The 17,300-nt window shown below is 57.3% G+C and carries 17 protein-coding genes and 1 tRNA gene; 16 read left to right on the top strand and 2 right to left on the bottom strand.

Features of this window, described 5'->3' with window-relative positions; genetic code table 11:
* The first annotated feature begins 252 nt into the window (after positions 1-252).
* The 15 genes from aspS (at position 253) to RYC18_RS17015 (ending at position 12,464) form a co-directional block, all read left to right on the top strand.
* Positions 253-2,028, top strand: coding sequence for an aspartate--tRNA ligase (gene aspS / locus RYC18_RS16945; RefSeq protein ID WP_002554661.1), 1,776 nt, complete (start codon positions 253-255; stop codon positions 2,026-2,028).
* Between the two features lie 116 nt (positions 2,029-2,144).
* A complete protein-coding gene (locus RYC18_RS16950) occupies positions 2,145-2,891 on the top strand; it encodes a YebC/PmpR family DNA-binding transcriptional regulator (protein ID WP_004657903.1) in 747 nt (248 codons plus the stop codon).
* 130 nt (positions 2,892-3,021) lie between these two features.
* Positions 3,022-3,546 (top strand): crossover junction endodeoxyribonuclease RuvC, encoded by a 525-nt coding sequence (gene ruvC / locus RYC18_RS16955; protein WP_005746542.1) that lies wholly within the window; start codon positions 3,022-3,024, stop codon positions 3,544-3,546.
* A gap of 87 nt (positions 3,547-3,633) precedes the next feature.
* The gene (ruvA, locus tag RYC18_RS16960; protein ID WP_004657901.1) at positions 3,634-4,242 is read left to right on the top strand and encodes a Holliday junction branch migration protein RuvA; all 609 of its coding nucleotides are present in this window, start codon (positions 3,634-3,636) and stop codon (positions 4,240-4,242) included.
* Positions 4,243-5,304: a Holliday junction branch migration DNA helicase RuvB gene (ruvB, locus tag RYC18_RS16965; protein ID WP_002554657.1), complete on the top strand. Its 1,062-nt coding sequence runs from the start codon at positions 4,243-4,245 to the stop codon at positions 5,302-5,304.
* 133 nt (positions 5,305-5,437) lie between these two features.
* Positions 5,438-5,905 (top strand): tol-pal system-associated acyl-CoA thioesterase, encoded by a 468-nt coding sequence (gene ybgC / locus RYC18_RS16970; protein ID WP_005733346.1) that lies wholly within the window; start codon positions 5,438-5,440, stop codon positions 5,903-5,905.
* A complete protein-coding gene (tolQ, locus tag RYC18_RS16975) occupies positions 5,895-6,590 on the top strand; it encodes a protein TolQ (protein WP_002554655.1) in 696 nt (231 codons plus the stop codon). Before ybgC ends, tolQ begins: the two co-directional genes overlap by 11 nt.
* Before the next feature lie 14 nt (positions 6,591-6,604).
* Positions 6,605-7,069: a protein TolR gene (tolR, locus tag RYC18_RS16980; protein WP_002554654.1), complete on the top strand. Its 465-nt coding sequence runs from the start codon at positions 6,605-6,607 to the stop codon at positions 7,067-7,069.
* Complete coding sequence (gene tolA / locus RYC18_RS16985) at positions 7,069-8,139, top strand: cell envelope integrity protein TolA (RefSeq protein ID WP_316886510.1); 1,071 nt, start codon at positions 7,069-7,071, stop codon at positions 8,137-8,139. The genes tolR and tolA overlap by 1 nt, the downstream gene beginning before the upstream one ends.
* A 47-nt stretch (positions 8,140-8,186) precedes the next feature.
* Positions 8,187-9,437 (top strand): Tol-Pal system beta propeller repeat protein TolB, encoded by a 1,251-nt coding sequence (gene tolB / locus RYC18_RS16990; protein WP_216597196.1) that lies wholly within the window; start codon positions 8,187-8,189, stop codon positions 9,435-9,437.
* A gap of 52 nt (positions 9,438-9,489) precedes the next feature.
* On the top strand, positions 9,490-9,990 hold the full coding sequence (gene pal, locus RYC18_RS16995) for a peptidoglycan-associated lipoprotein Pal (RefSeq protein ID WP_002554651.1): 501 nt from the start codon (positions 9,490-9,492) through the stop codon (positions 9,988-9,990).
* 6 nt (positions 9,991-9,996) lie between these two features.
* The gene (gene ybgF / locus RYC18_RS17000; protein WP_054991767.1) at positions 9,997-10,815 is read left to right on the top strand and encodes a tol-pal system protein YbgF; all 819 of its coding nucleotides are present in this window, start codon (positions 9,997-9,999) and stop codon (positions 10,813-10,815) included.
* Between the two features lie 171 nt (positions 10,816-10,986).
* Complete coding sequence (gene queE / locus RYC18_RS17005) at positions 10,987-11,634, top strand: 7-carboxy-7-deazaguanine synthase QueE (RefSeq protein WP_002554649.1); 648 nt, start codon at positions 10,987-10,989, stop codon at positions 11,632-11,634.
* Between the two features lies 1 nt (position 11,635).
* Positions 11,636-12,325, top strand: a complete 690-nt coding sequence (queC, locus tag RYC18_RS17010) for a 7-cyano-7-deazaguanine synthase QueC (RefSeq protein WP_002554648.1) — start codon at positions 11,636-11,638, stop codon at positions 12,323-12,325.
* Positions 12,326-12,388: 63 nt separating this feature from the next.
* Positions 12,389-12,464 (top strand) — tRNA-Lys (locus RYC18_RS17015).
* Between the two features lie 178 nt (positions 12,465-12,642).
* Here RYC18_RS17015 and RYC18_RS17020 read toward each other — a convergent pair.
* Positions 12,643-14,241, bottom strand: coding sequence for a glycoside hydrolase family 28 protein (locus RYC18_RS17020; protein WP_316886511.1), 1,599 nt, complete (start codon positions 14,239-14,241; stop codon positions 12,643-12,645).
* A 394-nt stretch (positions 14,242-14,635) separates the two neighbouring features.
* On the opposite strand from RYC18_RS17020, the gene nadA reads away from it, so the two are divergent.
* Positions 14,636-15,694, top strand: a complete 1,059-nt coding sequence (gene nadA / locus RYC18_RS17025) for a quinolinate synthase NadA (protein ID WP_002552585.1) — start codon at positions 14,636-14,638, stop codon at positions 15,692-15,694.
* A gap of 51 nt (positions 15,695-15,745) precedes the next feature.
* Here nadA and RYC18_RS17030 read toward each other — a convergent pair whose 3' ends face one another.
* The gene (locus tag RYC18_RS17030; RefSeq protein WP_005732870.1) at positions 15,746-17,179 is read right to left on the bottom strand and encodes a M48 family metalloprotease; all 1,434 of its coding nucleotides are present in this window, start codon (positions 17,177-17,179) and stop codon (positions 15,746-15,748) included.
* Positions 17,180-17,300 lie beyond the last annotated feature (121 nt).

Below are 17,300 nucleotides of genomic sequence, written 5' to 3' on the forward strand. Positions count from 1 at the left end.
CCGCTTCGGCGTGCCTGCGTTTCCCTCGTAGCGCGACCGAGCTGGGGGCGGTCACGAACTTATCCGGCCGTGATAGGTTCGTTCGGCTGCACGGTGCCAATTAACTCTATATAATCCTCCGTCTTGCTAGCGGGCGTGACTCTGCGTGGGCCAGGGCTGGCTTTAGTCTTGTGCCGGTGCCGTGTACCACTGAGCGCAAGCCAGGAGCGAAAGCGCCACCGAATTCGAATTACGAGAAGTGAAAACACCATCATGATGCGCAGCCATTATTGCGGCCAACTGAACGAGAGTCTGGAAGGCCAGGAAATTACCCTTTGCGGATGGGTCCACCGTCGTCGTGACCACGGAGGCGTTATCTTCCTCGATATCCGCGACCGTGAAGGCATGGCTCAAGTCGTGTTCGACCCTGATCGTGCCGACAGCTTCGCCGCCGCTGACCGCGTGCGCAGCGAGTACGTGGTCAAGGTCGTGGGCAAGGTTCGCGCTCGTCCGGCAGGTGCCGTGAACGCGAATATGGCGTCGGGTGCCATCGAGGTTCTGGGTTACGAACTCGAAGTGCTGAACGAGTCCGAGACTCCGCCATTCCCACTGAATGAATATTCCGACGTCGGCGAGGAAACACGCCTGCGTTATCGCTTTATCGACCTGCGCCGTCCGGAAATGGCCGAGAAGCTGCGTCTGCGTTCGCGCATCACCACCAGCATCCGCCGCTATCTGGATGACAACGGCTTTCTCGACGTCGAGACGCCGATCCTGACCCGCGCCACGCCGGAAGGTGCTCGCGACTATCTGGTTCCAAGTCGCACACACCCGGGCAGTTTTTTCGCCCTGCCGCAATCGCCTCAGTTGTTCAAGCAATTGCTGATGGTGGCTGGCTTTGACCGCTACTATCAGATCGCCAAGTGCTTCCGCGACGAAGATCTGCGTGCCGACCGTCAGCCGGAATTCACCCAGATCGACATCGAGACCAGTTTCCTCAATGAAGAGGACATCATCGGTCTGACCGAGAAGATGGTTCGTCAGCTGTTCAAGGAAGTTCTGGACCTGGAGTTCGGTGATTTCCCGCACATGACCTTCGAAGAGGCCATGCGCCGCTACGGCTCCGACAAGCCGGACCTGCGTAACCCGCTGGAACTGGTGGATGTTGCCGATCAGCTCACCGGCGTCGAGTTCAAGGTGTTCAGCGGTCCGGCCAACGACCCCAAAGGCCGTGTTGCCGCACTGCGTGTGCCGGGCGCTGCCAGCATGGCGCGCAGCCAGATCGACGACTACACCAAATTCGTCAGCATCTATGGTGCCAAAGGCCTGGCCTACATCAAGGTCAACGAACGCGCGAAGGGGCCGGAAGGCTTGCAGTCGCCGATCGTCAAGTTCATCCCGGAAGACAACCTGAACGTCATCCTTGATCGCGTGGGTGCGGTCGATGGCGACATCGTTTTCTTCGGAGCGGACAAGTTCAAGATCGTCAGCGAGGCCCTTGGCGCGCTGCGCATCAAGATCGGTAACGACCTCAAGCTGCACACGTGCGAATGGGCACCGATGTGGGTCGTCGACTTCCCGATGTTCGAAGAAAACGACGACGGCAGCTTCACCGCGTTGCACCACCCCTTCACGGCACCCAAGTGCACGCCTGAAGAGCTGGAAGCCAACCCGGCGACGGCGCTGTCGCGTGCCTACGACATGGTGCTCAACGGTACCGAGCTGGGCGGCGGTTCGATTCGTATCCACCGCAAGGAAATGCAACAGGCGGTCTTCCGTCTGCTGGGTATCGCCGAAGACGAGCAGCAGGAGAAGTTCGGCTTCCTGCTCGATGCCTTGAAATACGGCGCACCGCCGCACGGTGGTCTGGCGTTTGGTCTGGACCGTCTGGTGATGCTGATGACCGGCGCGCAATCGATTCGTGAAGTGATTGCGTTCCCGAAAACCCAGAGCGCCGCCGACGTCATGACCCAGGCGCCTGGCGTTGTCGATGCCAAAGCGTTGCGTGAGCTGCATATCCGTCTGCGCGAGCAGCCGAAGGCTGAGTGATGCCGGGCAGGGCGTATCGTCGATACGCCCTGTATCTGCCCTTATTGAGTGAAGCTTTTTGCCCGGTTGTTCAGGGCGAAAGGTGAAGGTGTTTCAAAAAGAATCTGGAGCGAAAAATGGCAGGTCATTCTAAGTGGGCGAACATCAAGCACCGCAAAGAGCGTCAGGATGCCAAGAAAGGCAAGATTTTCACCAAGTGGATTCGTGAGCTGACCGTTGCTGCGCGTCAGGGTGGCGGCGATCCTGGTTCCAACCCGCGTCTGCGTTTGGCGCTGGACAAGGCGCTTGGTGCAAACATGACTCGTGACACCATTGATCGTGCGGTCGCGCGAGGCGTGGGCGCATCCGACGGTGACGATGTCGAGGAACTGGGTTACGAGGGCTACGGCCCGGGCGGTGTGGCAATCATGGTCGAAACCATGACTGACAACCGTAATCGTACCGCCGCTGCCGTTCGCCATGCGTTCACCAAGTGTGGCGGCAACCTCGGTACTGACGGCTCTGTGGCTTACCTGTTCGATCGCAAGGGTCAGATTTCCTTTGCTGCCGGCGTCGATGAGGATGCCCTTATCGAGGCTGCCATGGAAGCTGACGCCGATGATGTCGTGACCAACGACGATGGCTCGATCGATGTGTTTACGTCGTTCTCCGGGTTCTATGCCGTGCGTAACGCTCTTGAGGCCGCAGGTTTCAAGGCTTCCGACGCAGAAATCGTCATGTTGCCGACAACCAGTGCAGTGCTTGATCTGGAGACCGCCGAGAAGGTCCTCAAGCTGATCGACATGCTTGAAGACCTGGATGACGTGCAGAACGTCTATTCAAACGCGGAAATTCCGGACGACGTGATGGAGCAACTGGGCTGATCGCCGACAGGTAACACCGAGTCAGAAGCCGGGGGAGCGAAGCTGTGAGCATCACGCAGCTATCGGCCTCCGGCTTCTGCCTTTATGCTGCACCTATTGTTTTGCGTCACCTTCTCAAGCTGCAGGCGTTATGACTCTTATTCTTGGTATCGACCCCGGTTCGCGAATTACCGGCTATGGCGTGGTACGTGACACCGGGCGCGGTTGTGTCTACGTCGCTTCCGGGTGCATTCGTACCGGCAGTGGTGAATTGCACGAACGTTTGCAGATCGTTTATCGCGGGGTGCGTGAGGTCATAAAGACCTACGGGCCGGTGACTATGGGCATCGAAAAGGTTTTCATGGCGCGCAACGCCGATTCAGCCCTGAAGCTGGGGCAGGCCAGGGGCGCGGCCATCGTGGCGGGTGCCGAGGAGGCGCTGGAAATTGCCGAGTACACTGCCACTCAGGTCAAGCAGGCAGTAGCAGGGACTGGCGGTGCCAATAAAGAGCAGGTGATGATGATGGTCATGCATTTGCTCAAATTGACCCAGAAGCCTCAGATTGACGCGTCCGATGCCCTGGCTATCGCGCTGTGTCATGCGCACACGCGCTCCAGCCTGATTCCTCACGGGTTGAGCGCCGCGCGAAGTCGCGGCGGCCGTTTGCGCCTGTGACTGCATCATGAGCACCTGTGTCTTTATGATGACTGTGTTCAATTTCTTCTTCGCGCAAGCGACAGGCAACACGAAAGGATCTGAAACGTGATTGGACGTTTACGCGGCTCTCTCGCCGAAAAACAGCCTCCGCATCTGGTGTTGGATGTCAATGGTGTCGGCTATGAGCTGGAAGTGCCGATGACGACGCTGTATCGGCTGCCGCATGTCGGCGAGACAGTGACATTGCACACCCATCTGGTGGTCCGCGAGGACGCGCATCTGTTGTATGGCTTCTATGAAAAACGCGAGCGCGAGCTGTTCCGTGAATTGATCCGACTCAACGGGGTTGGCCCCAAGCTGGCGCTGGCGTTGATGTCCGGCCTGGAAGTTGATGAGCTGGTGCGTTGCGTTCAGGCGCAGGACACGTCGGCGCTGACTCGTATTCCCGGTGTAGGCAAGAAAACCGCCGAGCGTCTGCTGGTCGAGCTCAAGGATCGGTTCAAGGCCTGGGAATCCTTGCCAGGCACCTTTACGCTGGTTTCCAATGGTCCGAATCAGGCCGAGCCTGTGGCATCGGCCGAATCCGATGCAGTCAGCGCGCTGATTTCACTGGGTTACAAACCGCAGGAGGCGAGCAAGGCTGTCTCCGCCATCAAGGAAAAAGATTTGAGCAGTGCGGATCTGATTCGCCGTGCGTTGAAGGGGATGGGTTAAGTGATAGACGCCGACCGTCTGATAACCGCCGCTGGCGGCCGTGATCGTGATGAACAGATGGACCGTGCGATTCGGCCACTGAGTCTTGCGGACTACATCGGCCAGCCGACCGTACGCGAGCAGATGGAACTGTTCATCCAGGCTGCCCGTGGCCGCAATGAGGCGCTGGATCACACATTGATCTTTGGGCCGCCCGGTCTGGGCAAGACCACGCTGGCCAATATCATCGCCCAGGAAATGGGTGTGTCGATCAAGAGTACTTCAGGACCGGTGCTCGAGCGGCCTGGTGATCTGGCCGCAATTCTGACCAACCTTGAGCCCAACGATGTGTTGTTCATTGATGAGATCCATCGTTTGTCGCCGATTGTCGAAGAAGTGCTGTATCCGGCAATGGAAGACTTCCAGCTCGACATAATGATCGGTGAAGGCCCCGCCGCACGTTCTATCAAACTTGATCTGCCACCGTTCACGCTGGTCGGTGCGACTACCCGAGCGGGCATGCTGACCAATCCATTACGCGATCGTTTCGGGATCGTTCAGCGGCTCGAGTTTTATAATATTGCCGACCTGTCGACGATCGTGTCTCGCTCGGCTGGCATTCTGGGACTGGTCATCGAGCCGCAAGGCGCTTTCGAGATCGCCAGGCGCGCCCGTGGTACGCCACGGATCGCCAACCGTTTGTTGCGTCGGGTGCGGGATTTCGCCGAGGTGCGCGGCAATGGGCAGATCACCCGGCAGACCGCCGACAAGGCCCTGAACCTGCTGGACGTCGACGAGCATGGCTTCGATCATCAGGACCGGCGTCTGCTGCTGACCATGATCGAGAAGTTCGATGGCGGGCCTGTCGGTGTCGACAGCCTTGCGGCGGCCATCAGCGAGGAGCGTCACACAATTGAGGATGTGCTCGAGCCCTATTTGATCCAGCAAGGCTATATCATGCGCACGCCGCGTGGACGTGTAGTCACCCGTCATGCGTATCTGCATTTCGGGCTGAATATCCCTTCGAGGATGGGGGAGATGCCAGTGGCGGACGATGTGGTCGATGATCCGGCGGATTTATAGCAATGCTTTGCAATTTATTTGCGGTCGGCGTGGTCACATTGCCAGTCCTGCCGCCGATACCGGTAATAAGTGGCAAAACGTTGAAAAACAGTTGCCTGACCCGATTGGCAACCTGAGGAGTAAGCTCTAGAGTATGCGCGCGCAAAACGGGGTTCAGTCGTTCGCACATCGCTGTCGCGTTTATTACGAGGACACCGATGCCGGCGGCATCGTCTACTACGTCAATTATCTGAAATTCATGGAGCGGGCTCGTACCGAGCGGCTGCGGGAATTGGGCTTTGCCCAATCCGAACTGGCGCAGGAAAACCTTTTATTTGTCGTGCACTCCAGTGACGCGCGTTATCACAAGCCCGCGCGGCTGGATGACGAGTTGCTTGTCAGTGCAGAAGTAACCGAATTGAACCGTGTCAGCCTGCGCTTTCAACAGCAGATCAGGCGGGCGTCGGATGCAACGCTGCTCTGTGAAGGGCAGTTCCTGGTGGCGTGTGTACGCGCCGATAGTTTTAAACCCCGGGCCATTCCCGAAGCTCTGCGAGCGGCCTTTGCCGACCAGGGCGGCGCGGGCATACATTCAGAGCAGGAGATAAAGCGTGGAAGCTAACGTCGTCGACCATTCCTCCATGTGGAGTTTGGTCAGCAATGCCAGCATTGTTGTTCAGTTGGTAATGCTGATTCTGGTGGCTGCTTCGGTCACTTCGTGGATCGTGATTTTTCAGCGCAGCAATATGCTGCGTGCAGGTCGGCGTGCACTGGACAGCTTTGAAGAGCGTTTCTGGTCGGGTATCGATCTGTCCAAGCTGTACCGTCAGGCGGGCAGCAATCCCGATCCGGACTCTGGCGTAGAGCAGATCTTTCGTGCTGGTTTCAAGGAATTCTCCCGCCTGCGTCAGCAGTCCGGTGTCGATCCCGATGCGGTCATGGAAGGTGTGGCGCGCGCCATGCGTGTAGCTATTTCCCGTGAGGAAGAAAAGCTCGAAGCAGGTCTGCCGTATCTGGCGACCGTGGGCTCCACCAGCCCGTATGTCGGTCTGTTCGGTACTGTCTGGGGGATCATGAACTCCTTCCGCGGTCTGGCGACTGCCCAGCAGGCAACGCTGGCCACCGTGGCACCGGGTATTGCCGAGGCACTGATTGCAACGGCCATCGGTCTGTTCGCAGCCATCCCGGCCGTTATTGCCTACAACCGTTTCGCCGCGCGCAGTGAGACCTTGATCAGCCGTTACTACACGTTCGCTGACGAGTTCCAGGCCATCCTGCACCGTAAAGTGCACACCAGCGAAGAGTGAGCAGGTAATTCCCCATGGCTTTAATCGCTCGAGATCGTCGCAGAAAACGCAAGCCGGTCGCCGAAATGAACGTAGTGCCCTACATCGACGTGATGCTGGTGTTGCTCGTGATTTTCATGGTGACGGCTCCCATGATCAACCAGGGCGTGAAAGTCGACTTGCCCAAGGTCTCCAGCGAGGCTTTGCCGCAAGACAACAACAATCAGGTCCTGACCATTTCGATCAAGGCTGACAAGACCTATTACTGGAACCTTGGCAGCGAAGTCGATACCGACAAACAGATGGACAAGGCAATGACCCTGCCGCAACTGACTGCCGCAGTGACCAAGATCGTCGCTGCCGGTCGTGACGCAGGCAAGCAGACGCAGGTTTTCATTCGTGGTGACAAGACCGTCGATTACGGCTCGGTCATGGGCACGATGGGCGGGCTGCAGAAGGCTGGGGTCGGGAATGTTGGCTTGATTACCGAGGCACCCTGATGCAGCCGATTCGAGAGCCGTCCGCCTCGGAAAGCTACTTCTGGCCCAGTGTCTGGGCCGTGGCATTGCATATTCTGATCTTTGGCATGCTGTTCGTCAGCTTTGCCATGACTCCGGATCTGCCCGAAGCCAAGCCTATCGTTCAGGCAACGCTCTATCAGCTCAAGTCCAAGAGCCAGGCCACTACCCAGACCAACCAGAAGATTGCCGGTGAGGCGAAGAAAACCGCTGCGCGACAAACTGAAGTCGAACAGCTGGAGCAGAAAAAGATCGAGCAGCTCAAACAGGAAGCTGTAAAAGCTGCGGAACAAAAGAAAGAAGAGGCTGCTCAAAAAGCCGAAGAGCAGAAAGCTGCCGACGAAGCCAAAAAGGCCGAACAGAAAGCAGAGGAGGCCAAAAAGGCTGACCATGCCAAGAAAGCCGATGAAGCCAAGAAGGTTGCCGACGCCAAAAAGCTTGAAGAGAAGCAGCAGGCTGATATAGCCAAGAAAAAGGCCGAAGAAGAGGCGAAGAAAAAAGCCGAAGAAGACGCCAAGAAAGCTGCTGCCGAGGAAGCCAAGAAACAGGCTGCTGATGAGGCCAAGAAAAAGGCCGCAGAAGACGCCAAGAAAAAGGCTGCCGAGGACGCGAAGAAAAAAGCTGCTGCAGATTCCGCCAAGAAGGCGCAGGAAGCAGCTCGCAAATCCGCTGAAGACAAGAAGGCGCAGGCACTGGCCGATTTGCTGTCCGATAAACCGGAACGGCAACAGGCTTTGGCTGACGAGCGGGGCGATGAAACGGCTGGCAGTTTCGATGACCTGATTCGTGTCAGGGCTTCCGAAGGCTGGAGTCGTCCACCATCGGCACGTAACAACATGTCGGTAACGTTGCAGATCGGCATGTTGCCGGACGGTACGATTGCTTCAGTATCGATTGCCAAGTCCAGTGGTGACGGGCCGTTCGACAGCTCTGCGGTTGCTGCGGTGAAGAACATTGGACGTTTGACAGAAATGCAGGGTCTGAAGCCGGCTGACTTCGCTCCCTATCGTTCATTCAAGATGACATTCACACCTGGAGATCTAGCCTTGTGATCAACCTTTTTCGAGGACTGCTGGTCGTTCTCTGTTTCGCATCCGCAATGGTGTCGGCAGAAGAAAAGAACATTCTGGTCACCAGCGGCAGTGACCGTGCGGCACCGATTGCTGTTGTGCCATTCGGATGGCAGGGCGGTAACGTACTGCCGGAAGACATGGCGGAAATCGTCAGCAACGATCTGCGCAATTCCGGCTACTACGCGCCGATCCCGAAGCAGAACATGATCAGCTTGCCGACCCAGGCCAGCGAAGTCATTTTCCGTGACTGGAAAGCGCTGGGTGCCCAGTACGTCATGGTCGGCAACATCACGCCTGCCGGCGGACGTCTGCAGATCCAGTACGCGCTGTTCAACGTAGCCACCGAGCAGCAGGTTTTGACCGGTAACGTGTCAGGCACCAATGACCAGCTGCGGGACATGGCGCATTACATTGCCGACCAGTCGTTCGAGAAGCTCACCGGCATCAAGGGCGCGTTTTCTACCCGCATGCTTTACGTGACGGCCGAGCGTTTCTCCGAGAACAACACGCGTTACACCTTGCAGCGTTCGGATTACGACGGTGCTCGGGCAGTAACCCTGCTGCAATCGCGTGAGCCAATCCTGTCGCCACGTTTCGCGCCGGACGGCAAGCGTATTGCCTATGTATCGTTCGAACAGAAGCGCCCGCGCATTTTTGTTCAGCACATCGATACCGGTCGCCGTGAGCAGATCACCAATTTTGAAGGCCTGAATGGCGCGCCTGCATGGTCGCCGGATGGCAGCAAGCTGGCATTCGTTCTGTCCAAGGACGGTAACCCGGAGATCTACGTAATCAATCTGGCTTCGCGCCAATTGAGCCGCGTTACCAATGATTCTTCGATTGATACTGAACCTTTCTTCGGAAAGGACGGGTCTACGCTATACTTCACGTCGGACCGTGGCGGCAAGCCACAGATCTACAAGACAAACATTAATGGCGGCGGTGCCGAACGTGTAACGTTCGTGGGTAACTACAACGCCAACCCGAAATTGTCAGCGGATGAAAAGACGCTGGTAATGATTCACCGGCAGGACGGCTTCACTAATTTCAAGGTGGCAGTGCAGGATTTGGCCCGCGGTAGCGTAAAAATTCTCACAGATAGCAACCTTGATGAGTCGCCTACTGTTGCGCCCAACGGCACCATGGTAATCTACGCCACCCGCCAGCAGGGCCGGGGAGTCTTGATGCTCGTGTCCATTAATGGACGCGTAAGGCTCCCGCTTCCTACCGCTCAAGGCGAAGTCAGAGAACCTTCCTGGTCCCCTTACCTGAACTGACGCGGCGCTACACGATTTGCTTAACACACTGGGGTTCATTAGGAGTTTCAAGATGGAAATGCTGAAGTTTGGTAAATTTGCTGCGCTGGCTCTGGCCATGGCTGTAGCTGTAGGTTGCTCTTCCAAAGGCGGCGACAATGCCGGTGCAGGCGGTGCTGTTGACCCTAACGCTGGTTACGGCGCCAACACTGGTGCAGTTGACGGCTCCCTGAGCGAAGAAGCTGCTCTGCGCGCAATCACTACCTTCTACTTCGAATACGACAGTTCGGACCTGAAGCCAGAAGCCATGCGCTCCCTGGACGTGCACGCAAAAGACCTGAAAGCTAACGGCGCTCGCGTTGTTCTGGAAGGCAACACCGACGAACGTGGTACTCGCGAGTACAACATGGCACTGGGCGAGCGTCGTGCGAAAGCCGTTCAACGCTACCTGGTTCTGCAAGGTGTTTCCCCAGCTCAGCTGGAACTGGTTTCCTACGGCGAAGAGCGTCCAGTTGCTACCGGCAACGACGAGCAGTCCTGGGCTCAAAACCGTCGCGTCGAACTGCGTAAGTAATTTGACATGCGAACGTGCCGACGTGCTCTAACCGTTTTGGCCCTCGCCCTTCCGCTTTCAGCGTTGGGTGCGGCACCTGTGGTCGATAACAATTCTGGCTCTGGCAGCAGCAGTTATCCGCCAGCGGGTTATGGCACGTCCGGCGCCTATGCCGGGGGAGGGGTTACGGCCCCTGCCTCGGCACAAGGTCAGCTGTTCATGCAATTGCAGCAAATGCAGGACGAAATCGCGCGTTTGCGCGGTGTTGTCGAGGTCCAGCAGAATGATATCCAGCGCATGAAGCAGGAAGCTCTGGAGCGTTATCAGGAACTCGATCAACGCATAGCCAGTGGCGCAGCCGCTCCGGCTACCAATAATTCTCAACCTTCTGGTGGCGCTATCGATGCCAGTGGGACGCCTTCGGCCTCAGCGGCTCAGCAGGCACCGGCAGCAGGCACCGAGCCTCCTGACCCGGCGAAGGAAAAGCTTTATTACGAAGCGGCCTTCGATTTGATCAAGGCAAAGGATTTCGACAAGGCCAGTCAGGCCTTTACCGCTTTCCTGCGCAAATACCCGAACAGCTCGTACGCGGGCAACGCCCAATACTGGCTGGGTGAAGTGAATCTGGCCAAAGGTGACCTTCAGGGTGCCGGTCAGGCGTTCGCCAAGGTCAGTCAGCAGTATCCGAAGCATGCCAAGGTGCCTGACTCGCTATACAAGCTGGCTGACGTCGAGCGTCGTCTCGGTCACACCGATAAGGTCAAAGGCATATTGCAGCAAGTAGTCGCCCAGTATCCGGGCACCTCAGCTGCACAATTGGCGCAACGAGATCTTCAGCGTCTTTGATGTTCTGACCCGCTGATTAAGAAAGCCGCGCTAGTCGCGGCTTTTTTCGTTAGAATCTCGCACCCGAAATTCCGGTACACCCTACGCTTTTCCGGATTCTGCGATTGCAGGGTCCTTTGAAGTGCCTGACGGAGGCGGACGGCCTGTTTAGCTGTTACGCCCGTGGCTGATATGCAAGACACATTACGCATCACCGAAATCTTTCACTCGTTGCAGGGTGAAACCCGTACGGCTGGTCTGCCTACCGTATTCGTCCGCCTGACCGGCTGCCCATTGCGCTGTCAGTATTGCGACAGTGCCTACGCATTCAGCGGTGGGACCATCCAGACGCTGGATGACATCGTTGGGCAAGTGGCGGCCTATCGTCCTCGCTATGTCTGTGTGACCGGCGGTGAGCCGCTCGCTCAGCCCAATGCCATTCCGTTGCTCAAGCGTCTTTGTGATGCTGGCTATGAGGTCTCACTGGAGACCAGCGGCGCGCTGGATATCTCGGCAGTCGATCCTCGTGTAAGTCGCGTTGTGGACCTCAAGACCCCTGGGTCAAAGGAAGTCTCGCGTAACCGTTACGAGAACATCGAGCTGCTGACGAGAAATGACCAGGTAAAATTCGTGATTTGCTCGCGCGAAGATTATGACTGGGCCGTCTCCAAGCTGATTCAGTACGGTCTTGAACGCCGTGCGGGCGAAGTCCTGTTCTCTGCCAGTCACCACGAGCTTAAAGGTCGTGATCTGGCGGACTGGATCGTTGCCGACAATCTGCCGGTACGGTTGCAGATGCAGTTGCATAAAATTCTTTGGGATGACGAGCCGGGGCGCTGACATGAGTGAATTGACCAATACCGAAAAAAGAGCCGTGATCCTGCTGTCCGGTGGGCTGGATTCTGCAACCGTCGTCGCCATGGCCCGCGCAGAAGGCTACGCCTGCTACACCATGAGCTTCGACTACGGCCAGCGTCATCGCGCCGAACTGGATGCCGCAGCGCGCGTTGCCCGCGATCTGGGTGCAGTCGAGCACAAGGTCATTGGCCTGAACCTCAACGGCATTGGCGGCTCGGCATTGACCGATAGCTCCATCGCCGTGCCGGAGTCGCCCTCTGAAGGTATTCCGATAACTTACGTACCGGCACGCAACACGGTGTTCCTGTCGCTGGCGCTGGGCTGGGCAGAGGTGCTGGGGGCACGGGATATCTTCATCGGCGTCAATGCCGTGGACTATTCAGGCTATCCCGACTGCCGTCCCGAGTTTGTCGAGTCGTTCGAGCGCATGGCCAATCTCGCGACCAAGGCTGGTGTGGAAGGGCAGGGGTTCACAATCAGAGCGCCGCTGCAGAACCTGAGCAAGTCGGACATCGTCAAGGCAGGCGCTGCTTTGGGGGTCGATTACTCACTGACGGTTTCCTGCTATCAGGCTGATGACCAGGGCCGAGCCTGTGGCAAATGCGACAGCTGTCGCCTGCGCGCCGAGGGCTTCACAGCCGCCGGCATGGCAGACCCGACACGTTATTTTTAAAGTTTTTTGAAAAAGGTGTTGAATTACTGATAAAAATCAGTAATATACGCGCCACACAACAGAGGGTCGTTAGCTCAGTTGGTAGAGCAGTTGGCTTTTAACCAATTGGTCGTAGGTTCGAATCCCACACGACCCACCATTTCGAAAATCTGGAAGGCCCATGAAAATGCGGATTTCCAGGTTTTTTTTTGCCTGTCTTTTATTCAGGTACCCAGATCAGCACGCGCCGGAATGACCCGCCATCCCGTGCCCTTAAGCTGGCAGCCATCTGCGGGGAACTCCAAGCCCCCGCAGCGCTGTCCGACAACAAACGTTCGTTAAAACGGAGCCCAAGGCACCACTGATTTCATCGGCACAAACGCTGCCGTGCAATCGACCGGCGCGCCGTCACCTGGACTGCCGGACACCGTGACGTCGTCTTTTATCGAAGGCACCAGTTTGTTGAAGAAGCTTACCGGCCCTGGGCCAATTGTGAAGTGGGTGGCGGTAAGCGCTGTGAAGGCTGGTTGAGTGCCGTCAAAGACAACGTTATCCAGCGTGATCAGAATCGGCCGTTTCTGGCCATTGTCACTGTAGCCGGCGAAGGTCATTTTGCCGCCACCGAATCGCGGACTGTTCAGGTAGTGGAAGCCCTTCACTGTGATGTCGCTGAGATCGGGGTACGAGGTTCCGCTGGCACTGCCGTAGTTGGTGTCGAACACCAGCGGGAATTTGACGCTGCGCATGCATACGTTTTCGTAACGGATACCGTCTACCTTTCCACCGTTCTTGGCACTCGTCTTTATTCTCAGTCCGATGCCGTCCTGGCTGTCTCTACCATCCGCCGCCAAATCCATAACTCTGACATTGTGTACGCCACCGTTGGTTTCACTGCCGATGGACAGGCCGTGGCCATAATAAAAATGATTGTGCGCGAACATCAGGTCCCGACTGCCGGAGATTCGGCTGGACTTTATCGCTACGTTGTCATCACCTGTGCTGATGTAGGAATAGGCCAGCAATACTTTGTTCGATTGACCGGGGTCGAAGCCGTCGGTGTTCTTCACGGTTTCCGGGGTAAAGCAGGTCCCTGGGGTCTTCTGGTCGGGCGTCGAGCCGCTTGGGCAGTGGTAGCCCTCTACGCTGTAGACCCGGCTTGGATTCAGAATCTTGATCCCCCATACAGTCACCCCGGTCACGCCGTCAGTCACAATGTTGAAGTCCGGAGCGTTTTGCAGCGTCAGCCCCTGGATAACGAAGTCCGTTCCGCCACTGACCTGTATAAGGCGCGGCTTTTGTTGATAAACGTTGGACAAGGTCTTCTGATAAACAAGGTCCCACCAGCTGCGCAGATTGGCATTCGCCCCGGCGGTAAGCAGACTGCCGCCGCGACCATCGATAACGCCTTTGCCTATGACGCCGCTGGAGTGGGTGTTTTTGGCCGAAATCAGTGAACTGCAGGCATCCTGATTGGCAACTGTAGTCACGCCGCAAGTGCCTTTGCCGTTGTCGTAGTCCTTGGGGTTACGTGACGCAAACAACGTTACGCCCTCGTCTATCCAGAGCGTGACGCCGGATTTCAATTGCAGCGGCCCGCTGAGGAATGCCGAGTTGTCGCCGTCACCTTTTACAAGCTTTACGGCTTGTCCGGCAGCACACCCATTGATTGCATTCTGGATATTCTCCTGGTCAGGCCTGGAGTCGAGCGCCGAACCGTCAGCGCTGTCCAGCGAGCCGTCTCTGGGAGTCAGGTGCGCTTGAAGTTGCTTACAGACTGGTGGGCTGGTTGGCTCGCTTATAGTGCCCCATGGCGTCACCATGGCTGCCTCACTGGCCGCCTGCGCGGGCAGTATGAGGGTCAGTGACATAGCCGCGGAAGCGGCCATCCAGGAGGTCTGCCGAAAAGTGTTCATGGCGAAGTGTAGGGGACCTGGCATCTATGAGACCTGTGATAGTGAGTAACCATGTTGGGTCGGCCAAGATATTTTAGAGATGTGTCAAATAGAAAGTCGCTACAAATTATTTCTTTGTCATGTTTCGTTATTAATGGATCTCTAGACGGTTTCAAGAACGATTCTCATCGGCTATGGGCAAGCCAGAAACTTCTGGTAAATCGGTTTTTTGGCGTTAGAATCGGCGCGCCTTCAGAAGTCGGGCCGATATTTACTGAATATCAGCCATATGCTTGATTGCACATGGCGCAGCCTTTGTCAGGCGATGTATGCGTAAAGCTGGAGGGCCTTGGTTGATAAGGGTTTCCGGCTTTTTTATTGCCTGTATTTCGGGTGTAAACTTGCCTTTCGCGCTCTAGCGCCTTCAGGTCCCGCGAACATGACACAGATCTCCGAACGTTTCCTGGTGCAGGCTCATCTCGATGCGAAGCAGCCCAAAGCGCTGAGCCCGGCAGAGCAGGCGCGTTACCGAGCCGACATTGCTGCCGAACTCAAGAAGCAGGATGCCGTGCTGGTCGCTCACTATTATTGCGACCCGGTCATTCAGGCCCTGGCCGAGGAAACCGGTGGTTGCGTGGCCGACTCTCTGGAAATGGCCCGCTTCAGCAATAACCACGCTGCCAGTACTGTATTGGTCGCAGGTGTGCGTTTCATGGGCGAAACCGCGAAGATTCTCAACCCGGAAAAACGCGTGTTCATGCCAACGCTCGAAGCCACCTGTTCGCTTGACGTAGGGTGCCCGGTCGATGAGTTTTCCGCGTTCTGCGATCAGCACCCGGAGCGTACCGTGGTGGTGTATGCCAACACCTCGGCAGCGGTCAAAGCCCGTGCGGACTGGGTAGTGACCTCAGGCTGTGCGCTGGAGATCGTCGAAAGCCTGATGGACAACGGCGAGAAAATCATCTGGGCTCCAGACAAGCATCTGGGCCGCTATATCCAGCGTGAAACCGGTGCCGATATGTTGCTGTGGGACGGTGCCTGCATTGTCCACGAAGAATTCAAATCCAAGCAGCTTGAAGACATGAAAGCCTTGTATCCCGAGGCTGCGATTCTGGTTCACCCGGAATCGCCGGAAGCAGTGATCGAGCTGGCTGACGTGGTCGGCTCCACCAGTCAGATGATTGCCGCCGCGCAGCGCTTGCCCAACAAGACGTTCATTGTGGCCACCGACCGGGGCATCTTCTACAAGATGCAGCAGCTGTGCCCGGACAAGATCTTCATCGAGGCGCCTACGGCCGGTAATGGCGCTGCATGCCGAAGCTGTGCACATTGTCCGTGGATGGCGATGAATACGCTTGAGCGCACCTTGCAGTGCCTGCGCGAGGGTAGCAATGAGATATTCGTTGACCCGGCGCTGATCCCCAACGCCGTACGCCCGTTGCAGCGCATGCTGGACTTCACCCAGGCGGCGCGCTTGCGACAAGCGGGCAATGCCTGACAGCCGTAATGAAAAAGCCCGACGCTTGCGTCGGGCTTTCTCATTCGGACATCAGTTCATCATGTCCTTGACCATCCGCTCTTGTTCAATCAGATCCTTTTGCCGTGCATCGATGCGTGACGCCAACTGGAAGTTGTTGGCCGCACGGCGTTTGGCAAAGTCCAGTTGCTGGATTGCCTGACGGAAATCGCCGACCAGTGCGAAATATTCGGCGCGCGCCTGATGCAGGCCTATGGTGTTGCCGTTCAGGCCACGGGTTTCCGCCACGACGTACCAGATGTCGGGATCATCCGGGCGGGTCTTGAGCAGCGCTTCAAGGCTTTTTTCAGCTTCCGCGGTGCGGTTCTGCTTGAGCAGCACGTCAATGCGCACGTCATTGAGCGGGTAGCTGCCGGGGTACAGCGTCAGCATGCGATCGACCCGTTGCTGGGCATCGGCCAAGCGGTTATTGGTGATGTCCAGGTCGATCTGCGTCAGATTGTAGGTGATGTCGTTTGGCGCTTTTTCGAGTAATGGCTTGAGGGTTTCTCTGGCTTCGTTCAGTTGCCCACCCTTGATCTGCGCGATGGCCAGGCCATAGCGAGCCGGATCGGATTTCGGGTTTTCAACCAGTTGCGCACGAAAACGCTTGGCGGCAATACCTGGTGTTTCTTCGTATATCAACGCAACGCGGGCACGCATCAGTTGATACAGCAGACTGTCTTCCTTGCCGCCAGGCTTGGCCTGCTCGGCGCGGTTGCGTGTGTCGGCGATCCGCGATTCGCTGACCGGGTGAGTCAGCAGAAACTCCGGAGGTCTGGCGTCGAATCGATATTGGCGCATGAGGCGCTCGAACATGGTCGGCATGTTACGCGGGTCATAACCGGCCTTCTCCAGGTTGAGAATGCCGATGCGGTCGGCCTCCTGCTCGTTCTGGCGCGAAAAGCGACGTTGCTCCTGGATTGCAGCCGCCTGTGAGCCGGCGATGGTGGCGATACCGGCATCACCGGCACCTGCGGCAGCCATGACAATACCCGCCAGCATCGCGGCCATTACCGGCACCTGCATACGCTGCTGGGCCTCCATGCCTCTGGCGAAGTGGCGTTGCGACAAGTGAGCCAGCTCGTGGGCCAGTACCGACGCGTATTCGCCCTCGGTCTGGGCGTTGAGGAACAGGCCGCCGTTGACACCGATGATCCCGCCGGGTGCGGCAAAGGCGTTGAGTTGCGGGCTGTTGATCAGGATGAATTCAAGACGCCGGTCCTGAACCTGGCTGGTCTCGGCCAGGCGGTACACCGAGGTCTCGACGTAGTCCTTGAGTTGCGGGTCCGACAGCTGCGCCACCTGGCCACGCAGCAATCCCAGCCACGCTCGACCCAGGCGGTGTTCCTGTTCGGGGGAGACAATCGAGGAGCTGGCGTCGCCAAGTGAAGGCAGGTCATCAGCCATGCCATGCGTAGCGAACAGGCAAGCGAGGGTGAGCAGTGTAGGACGCAAAAAATTCATGCACGAAGCTCTGGTCAGAAGAACCTGTACTGTAGCTGGCTCAATGGCGTGCTGACCAGAGTGAGGTATTCTTGCCGCCTTATCCGCCATGCCTTTTCGGACATGGTTTGTAATTCGATGT

Origin of the sequence: Pseudomonas syringae group sp. 247E2, from assembly GCF_032587795.1 — a bacterium.
GTDB lineage: Bacteria > Pseudomonadota > Gammaproteobacteria > Pseudomonadales > Pseudomonadaceae > Aquipseudomonas > Aquipseudomonas amygdali.

Bases quoted from the DNA above. Each gene is read 5' to 3' on its own strand.
- RYC18_RS17020 (WP_316886511.1), bottom strand. From the start codon at position 14,241: ATGCCAGGTCCCCTACACTTCGCCATGAACACTTTTCGGCAGACCTCC.
- ybgC (WP_005733346.1), top strand. From the start codon at position 5,438: ATGCGCGCGCAAAACGGGGTTCAGTCGTTCGCACATCGCTGTCGCGTT.
- aspS (WP_002554661.1), top strand. From the start codon at position 253: ATGATGCGCAGCCATTATTGCGGCCAACTGAACGAGAGTCTGGAAGGC.
- tolA (WP_316886510.1), top strand. From the start codon at position 7,069: ATGCAGCCGATTCGAGAGCCGTCCGCCTCGGAAAGCTACTTCTGGCCC.
- RYC18_RS16950 (WP_004657903.1), top strand. From the start codon at position 2,145: ATGGCAGGTCATTCTAAGTGGGCGAACATCAAGCACCGCAAAGAGCGT.
- ruvC (WP_005746542.1), top strand. From the start codon at position 3,022: ATGACTCTTATTCTTGGTATCGACCCCGGTTCGCGAATTACCGGCTAT.
- RYC18_RS17030 (WP_005732870.1), bottom strand. From the start codon at position 17,179: ATGAATTTTTTGCGTCCTACACTGCTCACCCTCGCTTGCCTGTTCGCT.
- queE (WP_002554649.1), top strand. From the start codon at position 10,987: ATGCAAGACACATTACGCATCACCGAAATCTTTCACTCGTTGCAGGGT.
- nadA (WP_002552585.1), top strand. From the start codon at position 14,636: ATGACACAGATCTCCGAACGTTTCCTGGTGCAGGCTCATCTCGATGCG.
- pal (WP_002554651.1), top strand. From the start codon at position 9,490: ATGGAAATGCTGAAGTTTGGTAAATTTGCTGCGCTGGCTCTGGCCATG.
- tolR (WP_002554654.1), top strand. From the start codon at position 6,605: ATGGCTTTAATCGCTCGAGATCGTCGCAGAAAACGCAAGCCGGTCGCC.
- tolB (WP_216597196.1), top strand. From the start codon at position 8,187: ATGGTGTCGGCAGAAGAAAAGAACATTCTGGTCACCAGCGGCAGTGAC.
- ybgF (WP_054991767.1), top strand. From the start codon at position 9,997: ATGCGAACGTGCCGACGTGCTCTAACCGTTTTGGCCCTCGCCCTTCCG.
- queC (WP_002554648.1), top strand. From the start codon at position 11,636: ATGAGTGAATTGACCAATACCGAAAAAAGAGCCGTGATCCTGCTGTCC.